At 57.5% G+C, this 15,337-nt stretch carries 13 protein-coding genes; 9 read left to right on the top strand and 4 right to left on the bottom strand.

Annotated elements, in window-relative coordinates:
• Nucleotides 1-17 precede the first annotated feature (17 nt).
• From GAL01_RS07365 to GAL01_RS07380, 4 genes are all read left to right on the top strand, one after another.
• Nucleotides 18-584: an RNA polymerase sigma factor gene (locus GAL01_RS07365; protein WP_062028498.1), complete on the top strand. Its 567-nt coding sequence runs from the start codon at nucleotides 18-20 to the stop codon at nucleotides 582-584.
• A complete protein-coding gene (locus GAL01_RS07370) occupies nucleotides 581-1,519 on the top strand; it encodes a FecR family protein (protein ID WP_062028500.1) in 939 nt (312 codons plus the stop codon). Before GAL01_RS07365 ends, GAL01_RS07370 begins: the two co-directional genes overlap by 4 nt.
• Before the next feature lie 234 nt (nucleotides 1,520-1,753).
• The gene (locus GAL01_RS07375) at nucleotides 1,754-4,609 is read left to right on the top strand and encodes a TonB-dependent receptor (RefSeq protein WP_062028506.1); all 2,856 of its coding nucleotides are present in this window, start codon (nucleotides 1,754-1,756) and stop codon (nucleotides 4,607-4,609) included.
• Nucleotides 4,610-4,613: 4 nt separating this feature from the next.
• Nucleotides 4,614-5,435, top strand: coding sequence for a hypothetical protein (locus tag GAL01_RS07380; protein ID WP_062028508.1), 822 nt, complete (start codon nucleotides 4,614-4,616; stop codon nucleotides 5,433-5,435).
• 5 nt (nucleotides 5,436-5,440) lie between these two features.
• Here GAL01_RS07380 and GAL01_RS07385 read toward each other — a convergent pair whose 3' ends face one another.
• Nucleotides 5,441-5,893 carry a MarR family winged helix-turn-helix transcriptional regulator gene (locus GAL01_RS07385; protein WP_062028510.1) on the bottom strand — a complete coding sequence of 151 codons (453 nt, stop codon included), beginning with the start codon at nucleotides 5,891-5,893 and terminating at the stop codon, nucleotides 5,441-5,443.
• A 67-nt stretch (nucleotides 5,894-5,960) separates the two neighbouring features.
• On the opposite strand from GAL01_RS07385, the gene GAL01_RS07390 reads away from it, so the two are divergent.
• Together GAL01_RS07390 and GAL01_RS07395 are read left to right on the top strand one after the other, a co-directional pair.
• Nucleotides 5,961-7,493 (top strand): FAD-dependent oxidoreductase, encoded by a 1,533-nt coding sequence (locus GAL01_RS07390; RefSeq protein WP_062028512.1) that lies wholly within the window; start codon nucleotides 5,961-5,963, stop codon nucleotides 7,491-7,493.
• Between the two features lie 27 nt (nucleotides 7,494-7,520).
• Nucleotides 7,521-8,468: a GlxA family transcriptional regulator gene (locus GAL01_RS07395; protein WP_062028514.1), complete on the top strand. Its 948-nt coding sequence runs from the start codon at nucleotides 7,521-7,523 to the stop codon at nucleotides 8,466-8,468.
• Nucleotides 8,469-8,488: 20 nt separating this feature from the next.
• Here GAL01_RS07395 and GAL01_RS07400 read toward each other — a convergent pair whose 3' ends face one another.
• Nucleotides 8,489-8,992: a TetR/AcrR family transcriptional regulator gene (locus GAL01_RS07400; protein ID WP_197458967.1), complete on the bottom strand. Its 504-nt coding sequence runs from the start codon at nucleotides 8,990-8,992 to the stop codon at nucleotides 8,489-8,491.
• Nucleotides 8,993-9,140: 148 nt separating this feature from the next.
• Here GAL01_RS07400 and GAL01_RS07405 point away from each other — a divergent pair, with 148 nt between their 5' ends.
• Nucleotides 9,141-10,517, top strand: a complete 1,377-nt coding sequence (locus tag GAL01_RS07405) for a carotenoid oxygenase family protein (RefSeq protein ID WP_062028518.1) — start codon at nucleotides 9,141-9,143, stop codon at nucleotides 10,515-10,517.
• A gap of 44 nt (nucleotides 10,518-10,561) precedes the next feature.
• Here the strand turns inward: GAL01_RS07405 and GAL01_RS07410 are convergent, their stop codons facing one another.
• Entirely contained in the window at nucleotides 10,562-11,377 is an 816-nt protein-coding gene (locus GAL01_RS07410; protein ID WP_062028520.1) for a DJ-1/PfpI family protein, read from the bottom strand.
• A 244-nt stretch (nucleotides 11,378-11,621) separates the two neighbouring features.
• Here GAL01_RS07410 and GAL01_RS07415 point away from each other — a divergent pair, with 244 nt between their 5' ends.
• Both GAL01_RS07415 and GAL01_RS07420 read left to right on the top strand, forming a co-directional pair.
• Nucleotides 11,622-12,368, top strand: a complete 747-nt coding sequence (locus GAL01_RS07415; protein WP_062028522.1) for an SDR family oxidoreductase — start codon at nucleotides 11,622-11,624, stop codon at nucleotides 12,366-12,368.
• Between the two features lie 49 nt (nucleotides 12,369-12,417).
• Complete coding sequence (locus tag GAL01_RS07420; protein WP_169926411.1) at nucleotides 12,418-12,900, top strand: YybH family protein; 483 nt, start codon at nucleotides 12,418-12,420, stop codon at nucleotides 12,898-12,900.
• Between the two features lie 210 nt (nucleotides 12,901-13,110).
• On the opposite strand, the gene GAL01_RS07425 is transcribed toward GAL01_RS07420, so the two are convergent.
• Nucleotides 13,111-14,934 carry a hypothetical protein gene (locus GAL01_RS07425; RefSeq protein ID WP_062028526.1) on the bottom strand — a complete coding sequence of 608 codons (1,824 nt, stop codon included), beginning with the start codon at nucleotides 14,932-14,934 and terminating at the stop codon, nucleotides 13,111-13,113.
• Nucleotides 14,935-15,337: the final 403 nt, after the last annotated feature.

The following is a 15,337-nucleotide window of genomic DNA, read 5'->3' on the forward strand; positions in this document are numbered from 1 at the left end:
TTGGAGCTGTGTCAGCCTTGGATTTCCATTGCAATGACCGGATCGTCTGGATTTCGCAGCAGATCCTGCCTCACGAACCGGACGTACGCCGCTGGCTGCGCGGTTTTCGTGATATCGACACCGACGACGTCATTCAGGAGTGCTACGCCATTCTGCTCGATGTCGAAGTCGCAGCAATACAAACGCCCAGAGCCTATTTCTTCCGGATCGCCCGGAATATCGTCCTCCAGCAGTACCGCCGGGCGAAGGTTGTCTCCATTACGGCACTGGCGGAATTCGACGTCCACGGCATCGCGGACGATGCCTCATGTCCTCACCGGACGATCGAAGCCCGGCAGGAACTCGAACGGCTTCATCACATGATGCAGGACCTCCCCGAACGTTGTCGTCAGGTCCTTCTGCTGAGGAAACTGGAAGGACTTTCACAACGTCAGGTTTCCGAACGGCTCGGCATTTCGGAAAATATTGTCGAAAAACAGGTCGCCCGTGGTCTGCGCGCACTGAGCCGACTATTCTGCGACGACCGGCCGACACCCCCGAAAACGCGCCCCGCCCCGATGAAGAAGGTTACGACCCTCCTTTGAGCCATGATGACACGAGCATAGGCTCGATTGATGCGGTCGCCTTCGATTGGGTCGCACGCCTCGACAACGCCCCTCTGAATGTTTCCGATGCCGCAGCCCTCCAGCGCTGGCTCGCAGAAGACGTGCGCCATCGCGGAGCCTTCGTGCGTGCGCAGAGCCTCTGGATGTCAGCAGGCCGCATGGCCGCGCTTCAGGGCATGCCGCTTCGCGCTCCCGTCCCGCCCCGCGCTCTTTCAAGGCGCGCGCTTATCCGTACGGCCGTAGCGGCCGGGATCGCAGGGACATGCCTGATCCCGCATCGCTCCGCAGATGCCTCGGAGATTTTCCACGCGGCCTCCGGGCTGATGCACGTCACCCAGCCGGAATGCGGCGAGATCGTTCTCGATCAGGGGACGATCCTGCGCATTCGCCGCAATACCGGCCGCCCTGCGTTCGACCTGCTCACAGGGCGCATGAGTCTGGCAGCACGCCGCGTGTCCCTCCCGATCAACATGAACGGGCTTTTCATCGCCTTGCAGCCTTCCAGCAAACTGATTGCTCATGCAGCCGGAACCGACAGCGATGCCCTCGTGCTGCAGGGTCACGCCCTGAGCCACTGCGTGCAGGAACGGATGGACCGCCATCTCCATGCACGGGACTGGATCCAGACCACCCCCCGTTCCATTACGGTTACAACCCTCTGCGACGACGACATGGAGCGCGCTGTCGCCTGGAGTCAGGGCAAACTCGAATTCCAGTCCGTGGATGTCGTAGAGGCCATCTCCGAACTGAACCGTTACAATGCCAGAAAGATTATCCTGACCGGATCTGCCTGCGCGCACCGGAAAATCAGCGGTATCTTCATGCTTGACGACCCTCTCGGTTTCGCCCGCGTTCTCAGGGAAATATTTGGTGTCCGCCTCAGTATTTCCAAAGAAAACATTGCAATTTCATGACCGGAATCATGCGTTCGTGACGCCATAAAAGCTTCACACAAACACAACGGCGGATTTTTCGATCTTTTACATCTTTGAAGCGAACGTAGCCGAACGGGGATCGAACCTGCTGTGTCTCGCTTTATCCATCATACACGATTTCTTTCTGCTCTTGCCTTCTCGACAACCTGCCTCGCCAGCGGTTTCGTACCCCACAGGGCCTTTGCGCAATCGACTGCATTCAATATCGGACGCATGCCGATTTCCCGCGCGATCATTGCCTATGGTCGGCAGGCCAATATGCAGATCATTCTGGCCGATCCCGTGCGCCAGTCCATCACCGGAAATGCCGTTCAGGGCAGCATGGACAGTCAAACCGCTCTGGAGAAACTTCTGGCCGGAACCGGACTTGAAGTAATTTCCACGCATGACCGACTGATTGTCATCGGTCTTCGCAAGACAGCCGCAGCTTCCGGCGTCAAAACAGCCTCTGCCCGCCGCCTTGGACGGGATGCAACCGTCAGCGAGAACGTGAATGTCACAGGAAAGCGGGACAACACCTCGACCAAGCGCTACGCTTCGCAGATCGTCGATACGCTCAGCGCGGCCCAGATGCGCACGGTGCCCGATCTGAGCGTGGTCGAGGCGGCCCGGCGCATCGTGGGCATTTCGGTTATGCCGAGCACGGACGACAACCGGTCGGACAACAATATCGAAAACATCACGATCCGCGGCCTCGACAATTCCTACAATCTCATCACCATTGATGGTGCCCAGCTTGCCAGCGCCAACAATACCTATCGCGGCGCACGGCTGGACCTCATCCCATCGTCCATGCTGGGCGAACTCCAGGTTCTCAAAACTGTGGACGCCTATAACGATCCGCAGGGGATCGGCGGTCAGGTCAACATGGTGACGAAAAGCGCATTCGATTACGGCAACAGTTTCGATACGCAGCTTCTCGGCGGATGGAACAATCTTGCCGGGAGTGTCGTCCAGCCGATGCACGAAAACTGGCGCGTCGACGGCGCCCTGACGCGCGTATTCGGCAAGAACAAGGAATTCGGCTTCGTCCTTTCCGGCAACTATCAGGAACTTCATTCCGCCTCGCACGCGATTTTGCCGGGCGATACGACAGGTGACGGCTGGAACTATTACAGCACCTCGGGAACATCCGTGGGCTCCCCTACCAACACGGACGCACAGGCTGCAAAAGGCAACGCTGTTCCCGTGCGTTCGCAGGATTATGCTTTTGATGACGCCTATCGGCGCTACAGCCTGACCGGGAAGTTCCAGTATCGCCCGTCCAGCCGCTTCGATCTGTCGGTTTTTGGCGGCTACTTCCACACACTCGATCAGGAAACGCGCAACGAAGCGCTTTCGATGCCCTCAGGCACATGGACGCAGGGCGCAACCCCCGACACCGGTTCCGTCACGACCGGCCAGTATCAGTTCGGAATCACACAACAGCCCGAGACGCAGCGGACATGGTTCGTCAACGGCAAGATCCATTACGACATCAACGACCGGATGCACCTGAATTTCCTCGCGTCAGACTCCATCGCCTGGGACGACAGCTACCGCACCATGATCAAATACAACACCGGAATGAACGAAAACACGAACAAGACAACATACCAGTCTGCCTACGGATATAATTATTCCATCAACAACGGCGCTCCGGTCATTGCCCTGAACGACCTCTCCGCGGCCAATGACGCCAACAACTACAACCCGCGCTACTGGCGGTTTTACGGCTTCCACGTCAAGAATGACGTACGGTTTCTGAGGGGCGACTGGCGATGGGACGTCGGGCATGGTTTCTGGCTGAATGCCGGCGTCACCCAGACGATGACACATGTGGACAACAGTGAAACCTACACCCAGTGGATCCCGAAAGATGCCATAACCGCTGCTGAAATCGGGAACATGAACGAAGTACTCGCGAGCAAGGTCCTGACGCTGGAATCCGCTCCGGGGCTGAAATTCCCCATTTTTAATTATCAGGAAGCCCTCAACAAGCTCCTGAACGACAAATCTCTTTTCAAAACCACCAACACAACGTCAACGACCAAACCAGCCTACTATCACCTTCAGGAGTCCATCACTGCCGCCTACTTCCAGACCGGCTGGCACAACCGCTACGTTTCGCTTCAGGGCGGCTTCCGCTGGGACCACACACGCGCCGACATCGGAAATTTCAATGGCGTAACAAATTCCGGCGTCACCGATTACCAGTTCGAAACGCGCGGCGCCGGTTACGATTATCTCCTCCCCTCGGTTCTGGCCTCATTCAACGTCAGCCCCACAATGAAGCTGCGCGCGGCATTCACCGAGACGGTCGGTCGCCCCAACTACGGAGACTACGGCGCCGCGACAAGCACCACATTCGACGGCGCGACCGTCAATATTTCCCAGGGCAACCCGAACCTCAAACCCCGTCATTCCTGGAATTACGACCTGTCCTATGAATGGTATCCGCAGAAGGACACCCTCGTAACGGTCGGGATCTTCTACAAAGACATTCACGACGAAATCTATACACGCACATCATACGGCAATGTCGTGATGGACGGGAGCACTTACGCTGCAGTCGTCTCCGAACCCCTCAACGCCTCCGGTGCGGGCATGCGTGGCGTCGAAATGCAGTTCATGCGTCAACGCTTCGGCTTCCTGCCCGGAATTCTGAAGAATTTCGGTATTTCCTTCAACGCGACCTTCCTTCAGGGGTTCTACGAGGAAACCATGGACGACGGCTCGCAGCGCAGGGTACACGGTCTCTCGAACCAGCCGTCACACATCTATAACGCCTCACTGTTTTATGCCGACAAACATCTCGAGGCGCGCGTCGCCTATAACCGGATCGGAAAGTCCCTCTATTCCACGTCCGGCACGGCAAGCTGGCAGGACATGTGGCTTCAGGAGCGCGGACAGCTCGACCTTCAGGTCAGCTACCGTTTCTACAAATGGCTTTCCGCCACCGGTCAGGTCCAGAACCTGACGGGGGAAGGTTACGAAACCCGGATGGGGCCGCGTGAAAACCTGATCCAGGACCGTCATCCCGCCGGACGCAGCGTCTGGTTCGGCCTCCGCTTCCAGCCGGATTTCTGATCTCATGAAAACGCTTGTTCCGTCATTTTTCGCCCTCCTCCTCACCGCGTCCGTCAGTGCCCCAGCCCTCGCTCAGGAGGCAGCCCCCATGCTGGGTGCGGCAAAGATTCTGCGCACCGTGCCGGCACGGGAAGCCACGCAGGGTGTCGCCAACGATCCCCGGTTTCTCTACGCCATCGAAAACAGCACAATCGGCAAATACGACCGAAGAACAGGCCAGCGTGTAGGCTTATGGTCGGGTGATCGCAGGGTTTTCATCCATATCAACAGCTGCGAAACGCAGGGGACCGAACTGGTCTGCGCGATGTCGAACTATCCCAATGTTCCGATGTGGAGTTCTGTCGAGTGGTTCGACACGAAGACCATGCGTCACCTCCGCAGCCACAGTTTCGGCCCCGGACGCGGATCGCTCACCTGGATCGACTGGCATGACGGAAGCTGGTGGGCATGTTTCGCAAATTACGACGGCGATGGCGGCGAAGCTCCCCGTGACCACCGCTCCACACTGCTTGTGCGGATGGATCCGCATTTCGTCACACAGGAGCAGTGGCTGTTTCCCGAAGACGTCCTCAACAGCTTCGGCCATCACAGCGCATCGGGCGGACACTGGGGTCAGGATGGCCGCCTCTATGTCTCCGGACATGACGCCCCCAGCCTTTATGTTCTCGCCCTTCCGGATGCTGGCGGGCGCCTCCTTCATGTCGGCACATATGATTTGCCCACACGCGGACAGGCCTTCGACTGGGACGTTATCTCCAGCCATCACCTGTGGACCATCGACCGGCAGAAAATGACCCTGGTCGAAAGCAGCCTTCCGACACCATAAACGCTTCAGCGCATCAGATCGTCCGCAAAGCGTCGCAACAATTTTCCCAGCTGGTCGAGGTCATCATCCGTCCATGACGCGAGGATGCGATTGGCCAGCCGTTCGCGCGCCCGGTTCAGCACTGCAATCATCTCTCTCCCGCGCGTGCTGACCACGGCCTCGCGGACACGCCTGTCCTTTATCGAAGGCTGACGTTCAATCAGCCCAAGGGACTCCAGCTTCGCCATCTGGCGGCTCACTGTCGTGTGATCTCGACCCGTCCGGTCCGCAAGTTCCACCACGCCAATCGGTCCATATCTGCCGACACGGGCGAGGAGCGGAAACAATGCCCGATCAAGCGGGAGCCCCGCTTCTTCGATCAGTCGATCATCCCGGCGCGGACGGTTGATTTCGTCGACAAGGTCGATGAGCGCGCTGTGCAATTCCTGCAGGACCTTGGAGTCGTGTGTATTTTTCACGTAATTATTGCTTTATCCAATTTAATGGTGATATGTGCATATTACACGCTGTTTACTGGAGAAGCCAATGGCTTTTGATACGGACGTTCTGATCTGCGGCGCAGGAGCAGCAGGCCTGACCCTGGCTATCGACCTCGCACGACATGGAATTGACTCCATCCTGATCGAGCAGAACGCGCAGCCCTTCGGTGGCTCGCGGGGAAAAGGCCTTCAACCGCGGTCACTGGAAATCTTCGAGGATCTCGGCCTTCTCGACAGACTTATGGAGGCGGGCGGCCCATACCCCCCGCTCCTCGTCTATCGTGCGGATGGAAGCCGTGAGAAAACGTCCCTGAGCGAGGACAGGACAACTCCCAGCCCGGCAGAACCTTATGCACATCCCCTCATGGTCGCGCAGTTCCGCACGGAAGCTGTCCTGCGCGAGCGCCTTGCAGAACTGGGGCAACAGCCCCGTTTCGGCTGCCAGCTGACAGCCTTTGAGCAGGACGCAGATGGCGTCTCAGCCCGCATTCAGGATGCAACGGGATCGCACACTCTGCGGGCGCGATACCTCATCGGAACCGACGGCGGACGCAGTTTCGTCAGGAATGCGCTCGGGATCGGTTTCCCCGGCCAGTCCCTGGGTGTCCGCGCGCTTGTTGCCGATGTGGACCTCACCGGGCTGGATCGGCTCGCCTGGCATCGCTTCCAGCTTGGAACTGCCGCAACCCAGATCATGGTCTGCCCGCTCGTCGGAACCGAACTGTTCCAGATCCAGGCGCCCGTACCTCTGGAAGGAGAGGTGGACCTCTCCGCTCAGGGCCTGACAAGCCTTCTCAGGGATCGCAGTGACCGTGACGATATTGTCGTGCAATCGGTCGTATGGTCATCGGTTTATTCCATGAGTTCCCGGCTTGCGGACCGCTATCGTGTCGGACGCGTTTTCCTGGCAGGTGATGCTGCCCATATTCATCCGCCTACCGGTGGCCAGGGGCTCAATACCAGTGTTCAGGACGCCTATAACCTCGGCTGGAAACTGGCTGCTGTCCTCAAAGGCGCACCGGACGCCCTGCTCGAGACTTATGAAGAGGAACGGCGGCCGATCGCCAGCGACATGCTGGATCTCTCGACTCGCATGCTGGGCGAGGCACGAGACGGCAGGATGCGCCGCAATCGTGAAGTCCGGCAGATGGACCTTGGCTATCGCGCATCTTCCCTGTCGCAGTCCGAGCGGGCTGAAACGGCGCGGATCAAGGCCGGCGATCGCGCGCCAGATGCACCATGCCGCACTCCAGACGGTCAGCAGACCCGACTGTTCACCCTCTTTCAGGGCCCCGAATGGATTTTGATGGGACAAAATGTTCAGAACCGTCCAGCCGCCAGCTCTGGCCTTCGCATCATAACCGTCGGCGACGGAGGAGATGTTGTGGACGATAACGGCTTCATTGCCGAGGCCTATGGCCTCGACGGCAACGAGTGGGTCCTGATCCGACCAGACGGCTATATTGCAGCATTTTCTTCCAGCGAAGGACTGAAAGAAACGCTTTCGCACTACCACGAGGTGGCAATCCCCGCGTCTGCGCCTTCTCCCTCCGCCCCTGAAAAGAAACACATGGCCTGAATTACATTTTTCCCTTAAATAAGGCCTATGCATCACATCGGATTTTTTGTCTGCCCGAACCACCGGATTCTCGATCTCGCAGGCCCTCTGGGGGCTTTCGAAGAGGCCAACACCCTCATTGAGGGTGGGGCCTACCGGCTGACGGTCATCTCCGAACCCGGCGGCATCGTCGTCGGGAGCTCGGGGATGCCCATCGACACCCAACCCAGCCTCAGCACGGTTTTCGACACGGTTCTGTTCATCGGCGGAGACATCGAGGCTTTCCAAAACCCCGGCGTCATCGCAGCCGCAAAAAATCTCACGGCAAACACTGGCCGTATTGCGAGTGTGTGTACCGGTGCATTCCTCCTCGCAGAAACCGGGTTGCTCGACGGTCGCCGTGCAACGACCCACTGGCGCCTCGCACCAGAACTGCAACAGCGCTATCCCCAGATCAGGGTTGAGGCCGACCGTATCTTCATCTCGGACCACAATGTCTGGACATCTGCGGGGATTTCCGCAGGGATTGACCTGGCACTAGCCCTCATCGAAACCGACCACGGCATCGAAATTGCACGCAACGTCGCACGTGAACTTGTCGTCCCTTATCGCCGATCCGGAGGGCAGTCACAGTTTTCGGCCATGTCCCGGATGGAACCGGAATCAGACCGGATCCGCATGGCGCTGGCATTCGCGCGCGACCATCTGGTCGAGCCCCTGCCGATTGAACGTCTGGCCGAAGCGGCCCGGTTAAGCGTCCGGCAGTTCGGGCGCGCATTTCGCAGCCAGACCGGCGAGACACCGGCCAGAGCGGTTGAACGTCTGCGCGTGGAAGCAGCCTGTGGCCGCCTGCAAAGCGGGTCGGAACCAATCGAACAGATCGCAAAAGCCGTTGGTTTTTCCGATCCGGAACGCATGCGCCGCGCCTTCGTCAAGCTGCACGGTCATCCGCCACAGGCGATCCGGCGCGCGGGCCGTCAGGACAGTGCCCTCTGAGTGATGACAAGGGCATGCTCTCAAATAGAGAGGACGCCCAGCAATGCCTCTGGCGGATCATGAATGAACCCGTCGGCCTTCAGCATGACCAGCCCATGCAGCTGCCCCCACCTGACATGTGCCGAAAGATGCGAAGCCTCCGGGTCCGAAGCCGTAACGCGCTCCAGCAGCGGCTGAAAACTTGCGGTCGCTGCACGTTTGAGAGCGCTGTCGGGTGCAGCCCCCGGAACCAGACCCGATGCGAACATCAGGCGATAAAGCTCCACATTCCCTTCCCCGAACACAAGGTAGGCCACGGCCATCCGTTTCAGCGCCGTCTCTTCAGCACCGTCCGATGCGGCTTTGAGAAGAGCCTCGGTGAACCGTTCGAACCCATCCGTCGCAACGGCGGCGAGAAGGTCTTCACGGTCACTGAAATGGCGATACGGCGCCGACTGCGCCACGCCAGCCCTGCGTGCCAGCGATGCCATGGAAAGCCCCTGCGCCCCATGAGCGGCAATTTCCGCCCGGGCGGCATCGAGCAACACTTTCCGCAAATCACCATGATGATAGGTCCTGCGAGAACCGGAGGATTGTATGCCTGCGCCTTGCTTCATGTGATGACTTATAACATTTAAGTTGACACCGGATCAACAAATGATGATGTGATGAACTATCACATAGGACATCGTCATGACTCTGATCCCGAAATCCCATGCCTCCACGCACTCAGGCGCGCCCTATCTCGCCAGGAATTTCAAACCGATCGAAGTTGAAACGACCGCTTTCGATCTGGAAGTGACCGGTCGTATTCCCGAAGCACTGAACGGTCGCCTGCTTCGCATCGGTCCTAACCCCGCCGGCACCCCGGATCCCGCACGTTACCACTGGTTTTCAGGCTCGGGAATGGCGCACGGCCTGCGCCTGCGGGGCGGCAGGGCGGAGTGGTATCGCAGCCGTTATGTCCGGGACGCAGCCGTGGTCGCTGCTCTGAAATATCCACCGCTCGGAGGGCCTGGGGCCGGTTTGCGCGATGGCAGCGTAAACACGAACGTCATCAGCGTCGGTGGAAAACTATACGCCGTTGTCGAAGCCGGCAGCCTGCCCGTCGAACTGACCTACGAACTGGAAAGCGTTGCACGTGCGGATTTCAATGGCACGCTTGAAGCCGGCTTTACCGGCCATCCAAAGTTCGACCCCCTGACCGGTGAACATCACGCCCTGACGTATGAACCCGGACAGCCCGTTCGTTATATTTCGCTCGATCAGAACGGGCGTGCCACGACAAAAGCGCGGATCAACCTGCCTCATATTCCACTGATCCACGATATGGCATTTACCGCATCGTTCATCGTCATACCGGATCTTCCTGTCACGTTTCAGCCCGAACGCTCGGAAGCGAAATTTCCCTGGCTTTGGGACGCGCGCCGGGATGCGCGGATCGGACTGTTGCCACGCGACGGAGACGTTACCGCCCTTCAATGGTTCGAAGCCCCACGCTGCTTCGTCTTCCATTTCGTGAATGCCTATGACGATGGCGACCTGACCCTCATTGACCTTGTTCGCCATCCCCGCATGTTCGACCGCGATCACAACGGCCCGAACGAAGGAGCGCCCACCCTCGTCCGCTGGACGCTCGACCGCCGCTCCGGACAGTTGAGCGAAACGCTCCTTGACGATCACGGCACTGAATTTCCACGGATCAATGACCGGTTCAGCGGTCAGTCCTATCGCTTCGGCTATACAGCCCACTGGGGCCGCGACGTGCGCTTTGGCCCGGCCATGAAACACGACATGCTGCGGGGAACCACGGAAATACATCATTACGGCCCCGACCGCATGACACTGGAGCCCATCTTCGTGCGCAAGCCAGATGCCCTTGCCGAAGATGAAGGCTGGATCATGTCTTACGTGTATGATGCAGCCCGAAATCTGAGCGATGTCGTGATTCTGGACGCACAGGATTTCGCAGGTGAACCCGTCGCTACAATACACTTGCCGGTTCGTGTGCCGTTTGGTTTCCATGGAGAATGGATTGCCGACGACATCCCTGAATCACCTCCGGCCTGAAACCGGTACGCACCATTTTTGGGTGCATACCAGCTCTCTACAGACTAAAGAACCGGACGCATCAAACCGTCCTGAGACCCTGGAAGTTTTTTATAAACGACGTCACGAATTTCTGGGGGCGCCTCCGCAGGGTTTCCAGCATGAAACGGTGGCTGCGGATCATACTGGACAAGAAGCTGCACTTCCTGCGCAGCCTGTGCCCCACGGAGTTCAGCCGCGATCGCCAGACCGAAATCAATGCCAGCCGTCACCCCGCCGCCGCTCATGAAGCGGCCGTCTTTCACGATACGCGCAGGATCCGGAATGGCCCCATACTCCTTGAGCACGTTCAGAAACGCCCAATGACAGGCACTCCGCTGTCCCTTCAGGACGCCTGAAGCCGCAAGGATGATCGAGCCGGTGCAGACAGAGGTCACATATCTCGCAGTCTCGGACAGACGCCGGACGTGCCCCAGCATCTCGGGCTTCATCATGGCCGAAAGATTCAGGGCACCAGGCACGCAAATGACATCGACCTTGTCGATATCGGAAAGTTTTTCCGTCGGCCCGAAAACAATCCCTTTTTCCAGCGTGACGAAACCGCCCTCAGGACTGGCAAAACGAATTTTCGTATTGGGAATGCGCGAAAGGATTTCATTGGGACCCGCAAAATCGAGAAGCGTCCCGTTCGGATAAATCGCGAACAGAAAATCGATAGGCTTTTCGGCTGTACCCGGCACAGCCGCCCGTACGCTTTCCGGCAAAAGGCGCGTTGCCGCCGTGGCGGCAATCGCAGCGCCGCCCATGAGCATCATGCGCCGACGCGCACGCCCGTCCTCACTCAACTCTTCCGAGATCGTCTCGCCAATAATTCCAGACATTTCCGTCTCCTCATCTCTCCGGCCCTACAGGGCTGGTTGCTGGACGGTTCTGAGACGTAATCGCACATCAGAATTTCCAAAAGGACCTATTTCCCTTGTTTTACGCCACCTGAAACATACGGCGTCATATGTCTTAAAATAAGGGAAATACGTCCTTTAGGTCATGTCGCATTTCGCTAGGATCAACGGGAACGATGATCGCGTCCGGAACGCCTGTCACGTTTTTCTAATATGGGGATCTGATATGAGACTTTCGGGAAAAACCGCCCTCATCACGGGCGGTACGAGCGGTATCGGCCTTGCGACCGCAAAGCGGTTTATCGCAGAAGGTGCCCGCATTGCCGTGACCGGCCGTGACGAAACCCGGTTTGCGGATGTGCATGCAGAACTGGACGGCGAAGCCCTCGTTCTTGCTGCTGACGTCCGGTCTGTCGACGCCATGAAATCCGTTGCTGACGAGGTCCGCAAATCATTTGGCGGCCTCGACATCCTGTTTGTAAATGCCGGCTATGTCATTCCGACACCATTACAGTCGATTGATGAACGTCAATACGACGACATCATGGATGTCAGCGTCAAAGGCGCCGTATTCACAATGCAGGCGGCGCTGCCCGTGCTGCGTGAAGGAGCCTCCGTTATTCTGACGACGTCCTTCATTGACCAGACCGGCAAACATGGCCTGTCTCTGGTCGCCGCCGCCAAAGCGGCAGTCCGATCATTCGCGCGGAGCTGGTCCTATGAACTGCTCAACCACAAAATCCGTGTCAACGCGGTCGCACCCGGCGGTATTGAAACGCCGCTTCTGAACAAAATCGGCCTTTCTGAAGCCGAAGTAGAAAACTTCAAAGCACAGTTCGCTGCGAGCGTCCCTCTGGGGCGAATGGGCCGGGCCGAGGAAATTGCCGCCGCCGTCCTGTATCTCGCAAGCGACGAATCCCGATACGTTATCGGAACAGAACTGGTCGTCGATGGCGGTTGTTCGCAGCTTTGAACCACAGATCCAACAGCTTCCACGCATATTTAACACCGGGACAACCATCATGACATTTACAAAGCCGCTCGCCTCTTTTCTGGGTGCCTCCATAGCCTTCGCCCTGCACTGTACCCCTGCCCTGGCAGCCAGTACGCAATCGCCTGATGCGGCTGCCGTAAAAGCTGTGACCGAACAGTTTGCTACTGACCTCGCCAAAGGGGACCTCAAGGCGATTTCACGTCTCTACACCGATGATGCCAGGCTGCTACCGCCCAATGACGATCCGGTTTCCGGTCGTGCTGCAATCCTCGCCTATTTCGAGAAGACCCTGCGGCCGGATCTCGTCGGGGGCGCCACATTCGATCACTACGAGATTTATGGCGGTGAAAACTCCGCCATAAGCCTCTCTCAGATCAGAATGCTCGATACCAAAGGTCAGGTTATTGAGCGCGGAAAACAAACAATTGTCCTGCTCAAGCAGGATGGAAAATGGAAGATTCATCGGGATATGTGGTCTGACAACGCTCCCACCAGTCCTGAAAAACCATAATATAATCCGGCACGGAACCTGCTGTGCTCGCGGCGTCATGCCTATTCATAGCGCAGCACAGCAGATCAGACATTCTCTATCGCCAAGAATCTTCAGTTCATGCGTCTTCTTCTCGTTCTCCTCTCTCCCTGACACCACACGGACGCAGCTCCAGAAGCTGCATTTCCGTGTGATGAAACAAATGTTGTAATCTGTGAGAATTTCGCCCTCTTAATTCGAAATCGGATTATTCTGACTATCGGTCCATTTGGTGCCGTTGGCATGGTAGAATGCAGCAACACCGGTCACGCCGTTCAGCTTGCAATCCGAACACCACATCTGGGTTCCGTCCTGAGCGGGACGATAGACGTTGTTGAGATCAGACGCAGACATTGACCCCGGCGTGGTCCCCGCATTTGCGCTCAGCATTCCAGTAACGGAGAGGCTGGCATTCGTCCCACCACTGTCCTGCAGCTTCAGGGTATTCCCCGAAGGCGCTGAAAAATAGGGCGCACCATTCACACCATCCCCTGTGGCGGGCTCGATCTGCACCGTATGCCCGGGCCCCACGGTGACGTCACCACTTCCGCTGACAGTCAAACCACAATTGGTCCCTGAGCCGCAGAGCGCAACCGAGCTGTCCGACATGCCATACTTGATCGCGCCATTCACATAACCGCTGATCGTGCCATACCAGCTCTGGGTACGATTGGTGACACTCGGATTGGTGCCAGGCGTTACGACAGGGCCAACGTAGAGGTTCGGGTTCGCACCCGCCACATCCTGCTGAAGCCGCGTGATCTGCCGGTAAGACATCCCGTCTGCGATGGCCACATTCTCACTCAGCGTGAAGGTCTTCCCAACGGCCGTACTGGCATCAAACCTGGAGCAATGACTGGCGACGTAAAGCGATTGGCCATAGATCGCGCTGCTGTTGCAACCACCCCAGAGCGAAATCTGGATCGGCAGACTGCCTGAAACCACAACGCCTGCGCTGTCCTCGGTGAACTCGGTGCCGTCATTGATTGTACCGTTGGACTGCGGCGAAATCACATATCCCGAATACTTCACGCTGTGCGGCGTCTTGGCATAGGTCGCAAAATCCGTCTCTTCAGCCTGGTATTCATGCGCCAGAGAGGTTTCCGCACCTGCCGTCGGCTCGACATAGCTGGCATACACATTCCGGGCAAAAACCTTGCCGGGAGAGCCAATCCAGACCGTCGGTGTCGTACGGCTGGAATAGAGCGACGTGTCCAGTTTCGTCACATCCGGAACCGCCCCTGTTCCAGGGGCCTGCTCGAACACCGACCAGCCGTTGACCGTAATCGTATTGCCCGACCAGCCCGTGACATAGCCGCCATAAAAACGGGCGGTCGGGATCTGACCGGATGAACTGCCCGTATCCGTCAGGCTCGTATCAATGGAATTCGACCAGATATACATGCCTGCACGCAGCTGATTGATCTGCTCCGCCGTCAGCGCGGATGCCAGCGTCACGGATGTGGCCGTATAGGCCGTGACCGGAAGGATCAGGCGGGCTGGCGCATTGTCGAGATGCTCATAGAACCCCACGATATCGCCCATGCCCGCGTTGGCGGAAACACCTTCATGCCAGTCGGTGCCTGAAATGGCCGCACGACCCGCACTGTCCGTCTGGGTGCCCCCCGTCGCAATCACGCACAGCGCGCAGCCATTGTTGTAATTACCATAAGGGCGCGCAACAATATTGACGATCGCACTGGTTGCCGCATCCCCAGCCCCACCAGAAACGACCGGAAGAGAAAACCCCCCCAACCAGATCGCATTTATATCACCGGCCAGAGCATCCTGCGCGCCAGCCCCAAGGCTGTCCTGTATGGCAGAAACCAGCGACCCGTTACTTGCCGTATATTGCGCCTGCGTTGAAACATTCGCAGTCACGTTCCCATTATCATTGAGGCCGGCAATACCATTTGGGACGTTAATATCGCTTTGATTAAGACCATTACAGGCGACCGGCGTACCACCACCATCAACCCCGCAGATTTCCTGCACAACCAGAGTTTTCTTCCACACTCCGTTATTGTCTTTGTATGCTTCAGCGTACGGGATTTTTTGTGAATTTTCTTTTGTTATTACTGTGACCTGCTGAAAATCTCCATTCTTGTCTTTATAAGACATCGGATAAGAAAATGCGAAGGTCGGAAATATAAGAAATAAGATTACAATCTTCTTCAATGCATAAATCTCCCAATACGCATAGCGAGACTGACGCCGGTCTAAGCAGGCATCACCGAAATTCAATTTTTTGGAAATACAATGGTATAAATTACCATGCTTTCATAAATTAGCAGAAATTCGGTTATATTGCAAGTTTTTACCGTATCGACCTGTCTGCACAGACTTCCGGATATCTTCACCGCACTTCAGTAAAACCCTGAATTGGCCCTACAAATCCTCAGACAATCCTCCTGCCTTG

This window comes from Gluconobacter albidus (assembly GCF_002723915.1).
Classification (GTDB): domain Bacteria; phylum Pseudomonadota; class Alphaproteobacteria; order Acetobacterales; family Acetobacteraceae; genus Gluconobacter; species Gluconobacter albidus.

What these genes read in the sequence shown, in the direction of transcription:
- GAL01_RS07375 (WP_062028506.1), top strand. Translation starts at nt 1,754, where the DNA reads ATGCCGATTTCCCGCGCGATCATTGCCTATGGTCGGCAGGCCAATATG.
- GAL01_RS07380 (WP_062028508.1), top strand. Translation starts at nt 4,614, where the DNA reads ATGAAAACGCTTGTTCCGTCATTTTTCGCCCTCCTCCTCACCGCGTCC.
- GAL01_RS07390 (WP_062028512.1), top strand. Translation starts at nt 5,961, where the DNA reads ATGGCTTTTGATACGGACGTTCTGATCTGCGGCGCAGGAGCAGCAGGC.
- GAL01_RS07395 (WP_062028514.1), top strand. Translation starts at nt 7,521, where the DNA reads ATGCATCACATCGGATTTTTTGTCTGCCCGAACCACCGGATTCTCGAT.
- GAL01_RS07405 (WP_062028518.1), top strand. Translation starts at nt 9,141, where the DNA reads ATGACTCTGATCCCGAAATCCCATGCCTCCACGCACTCAGGCGCGCCC.
- GAL01_RS07410 (WP_062028520.1), bottom strand. Translation starts at nt 11,377, where the DNA reads ATGTCTGGAATTATTGGCGAGACGATCTCGGAAGAGTTGAGTGAGGAC.
- GAL01_RS07415 (WP_062028522.1), top strand. Translation starts at nt 11,622, where the DNA reads ATGAGACTTTCGGGAAAAACCGCCCTCATCACGGGCGGTACGAGCGGT.
- GAL01_RS07420 (WP_169926411.1), top strand. Translation starts at nt 12,418, where the DNA reads ATGACATTTACAAAGCCGCTCGCCTCTTTTCTGGGTGCCTCCATAGCC.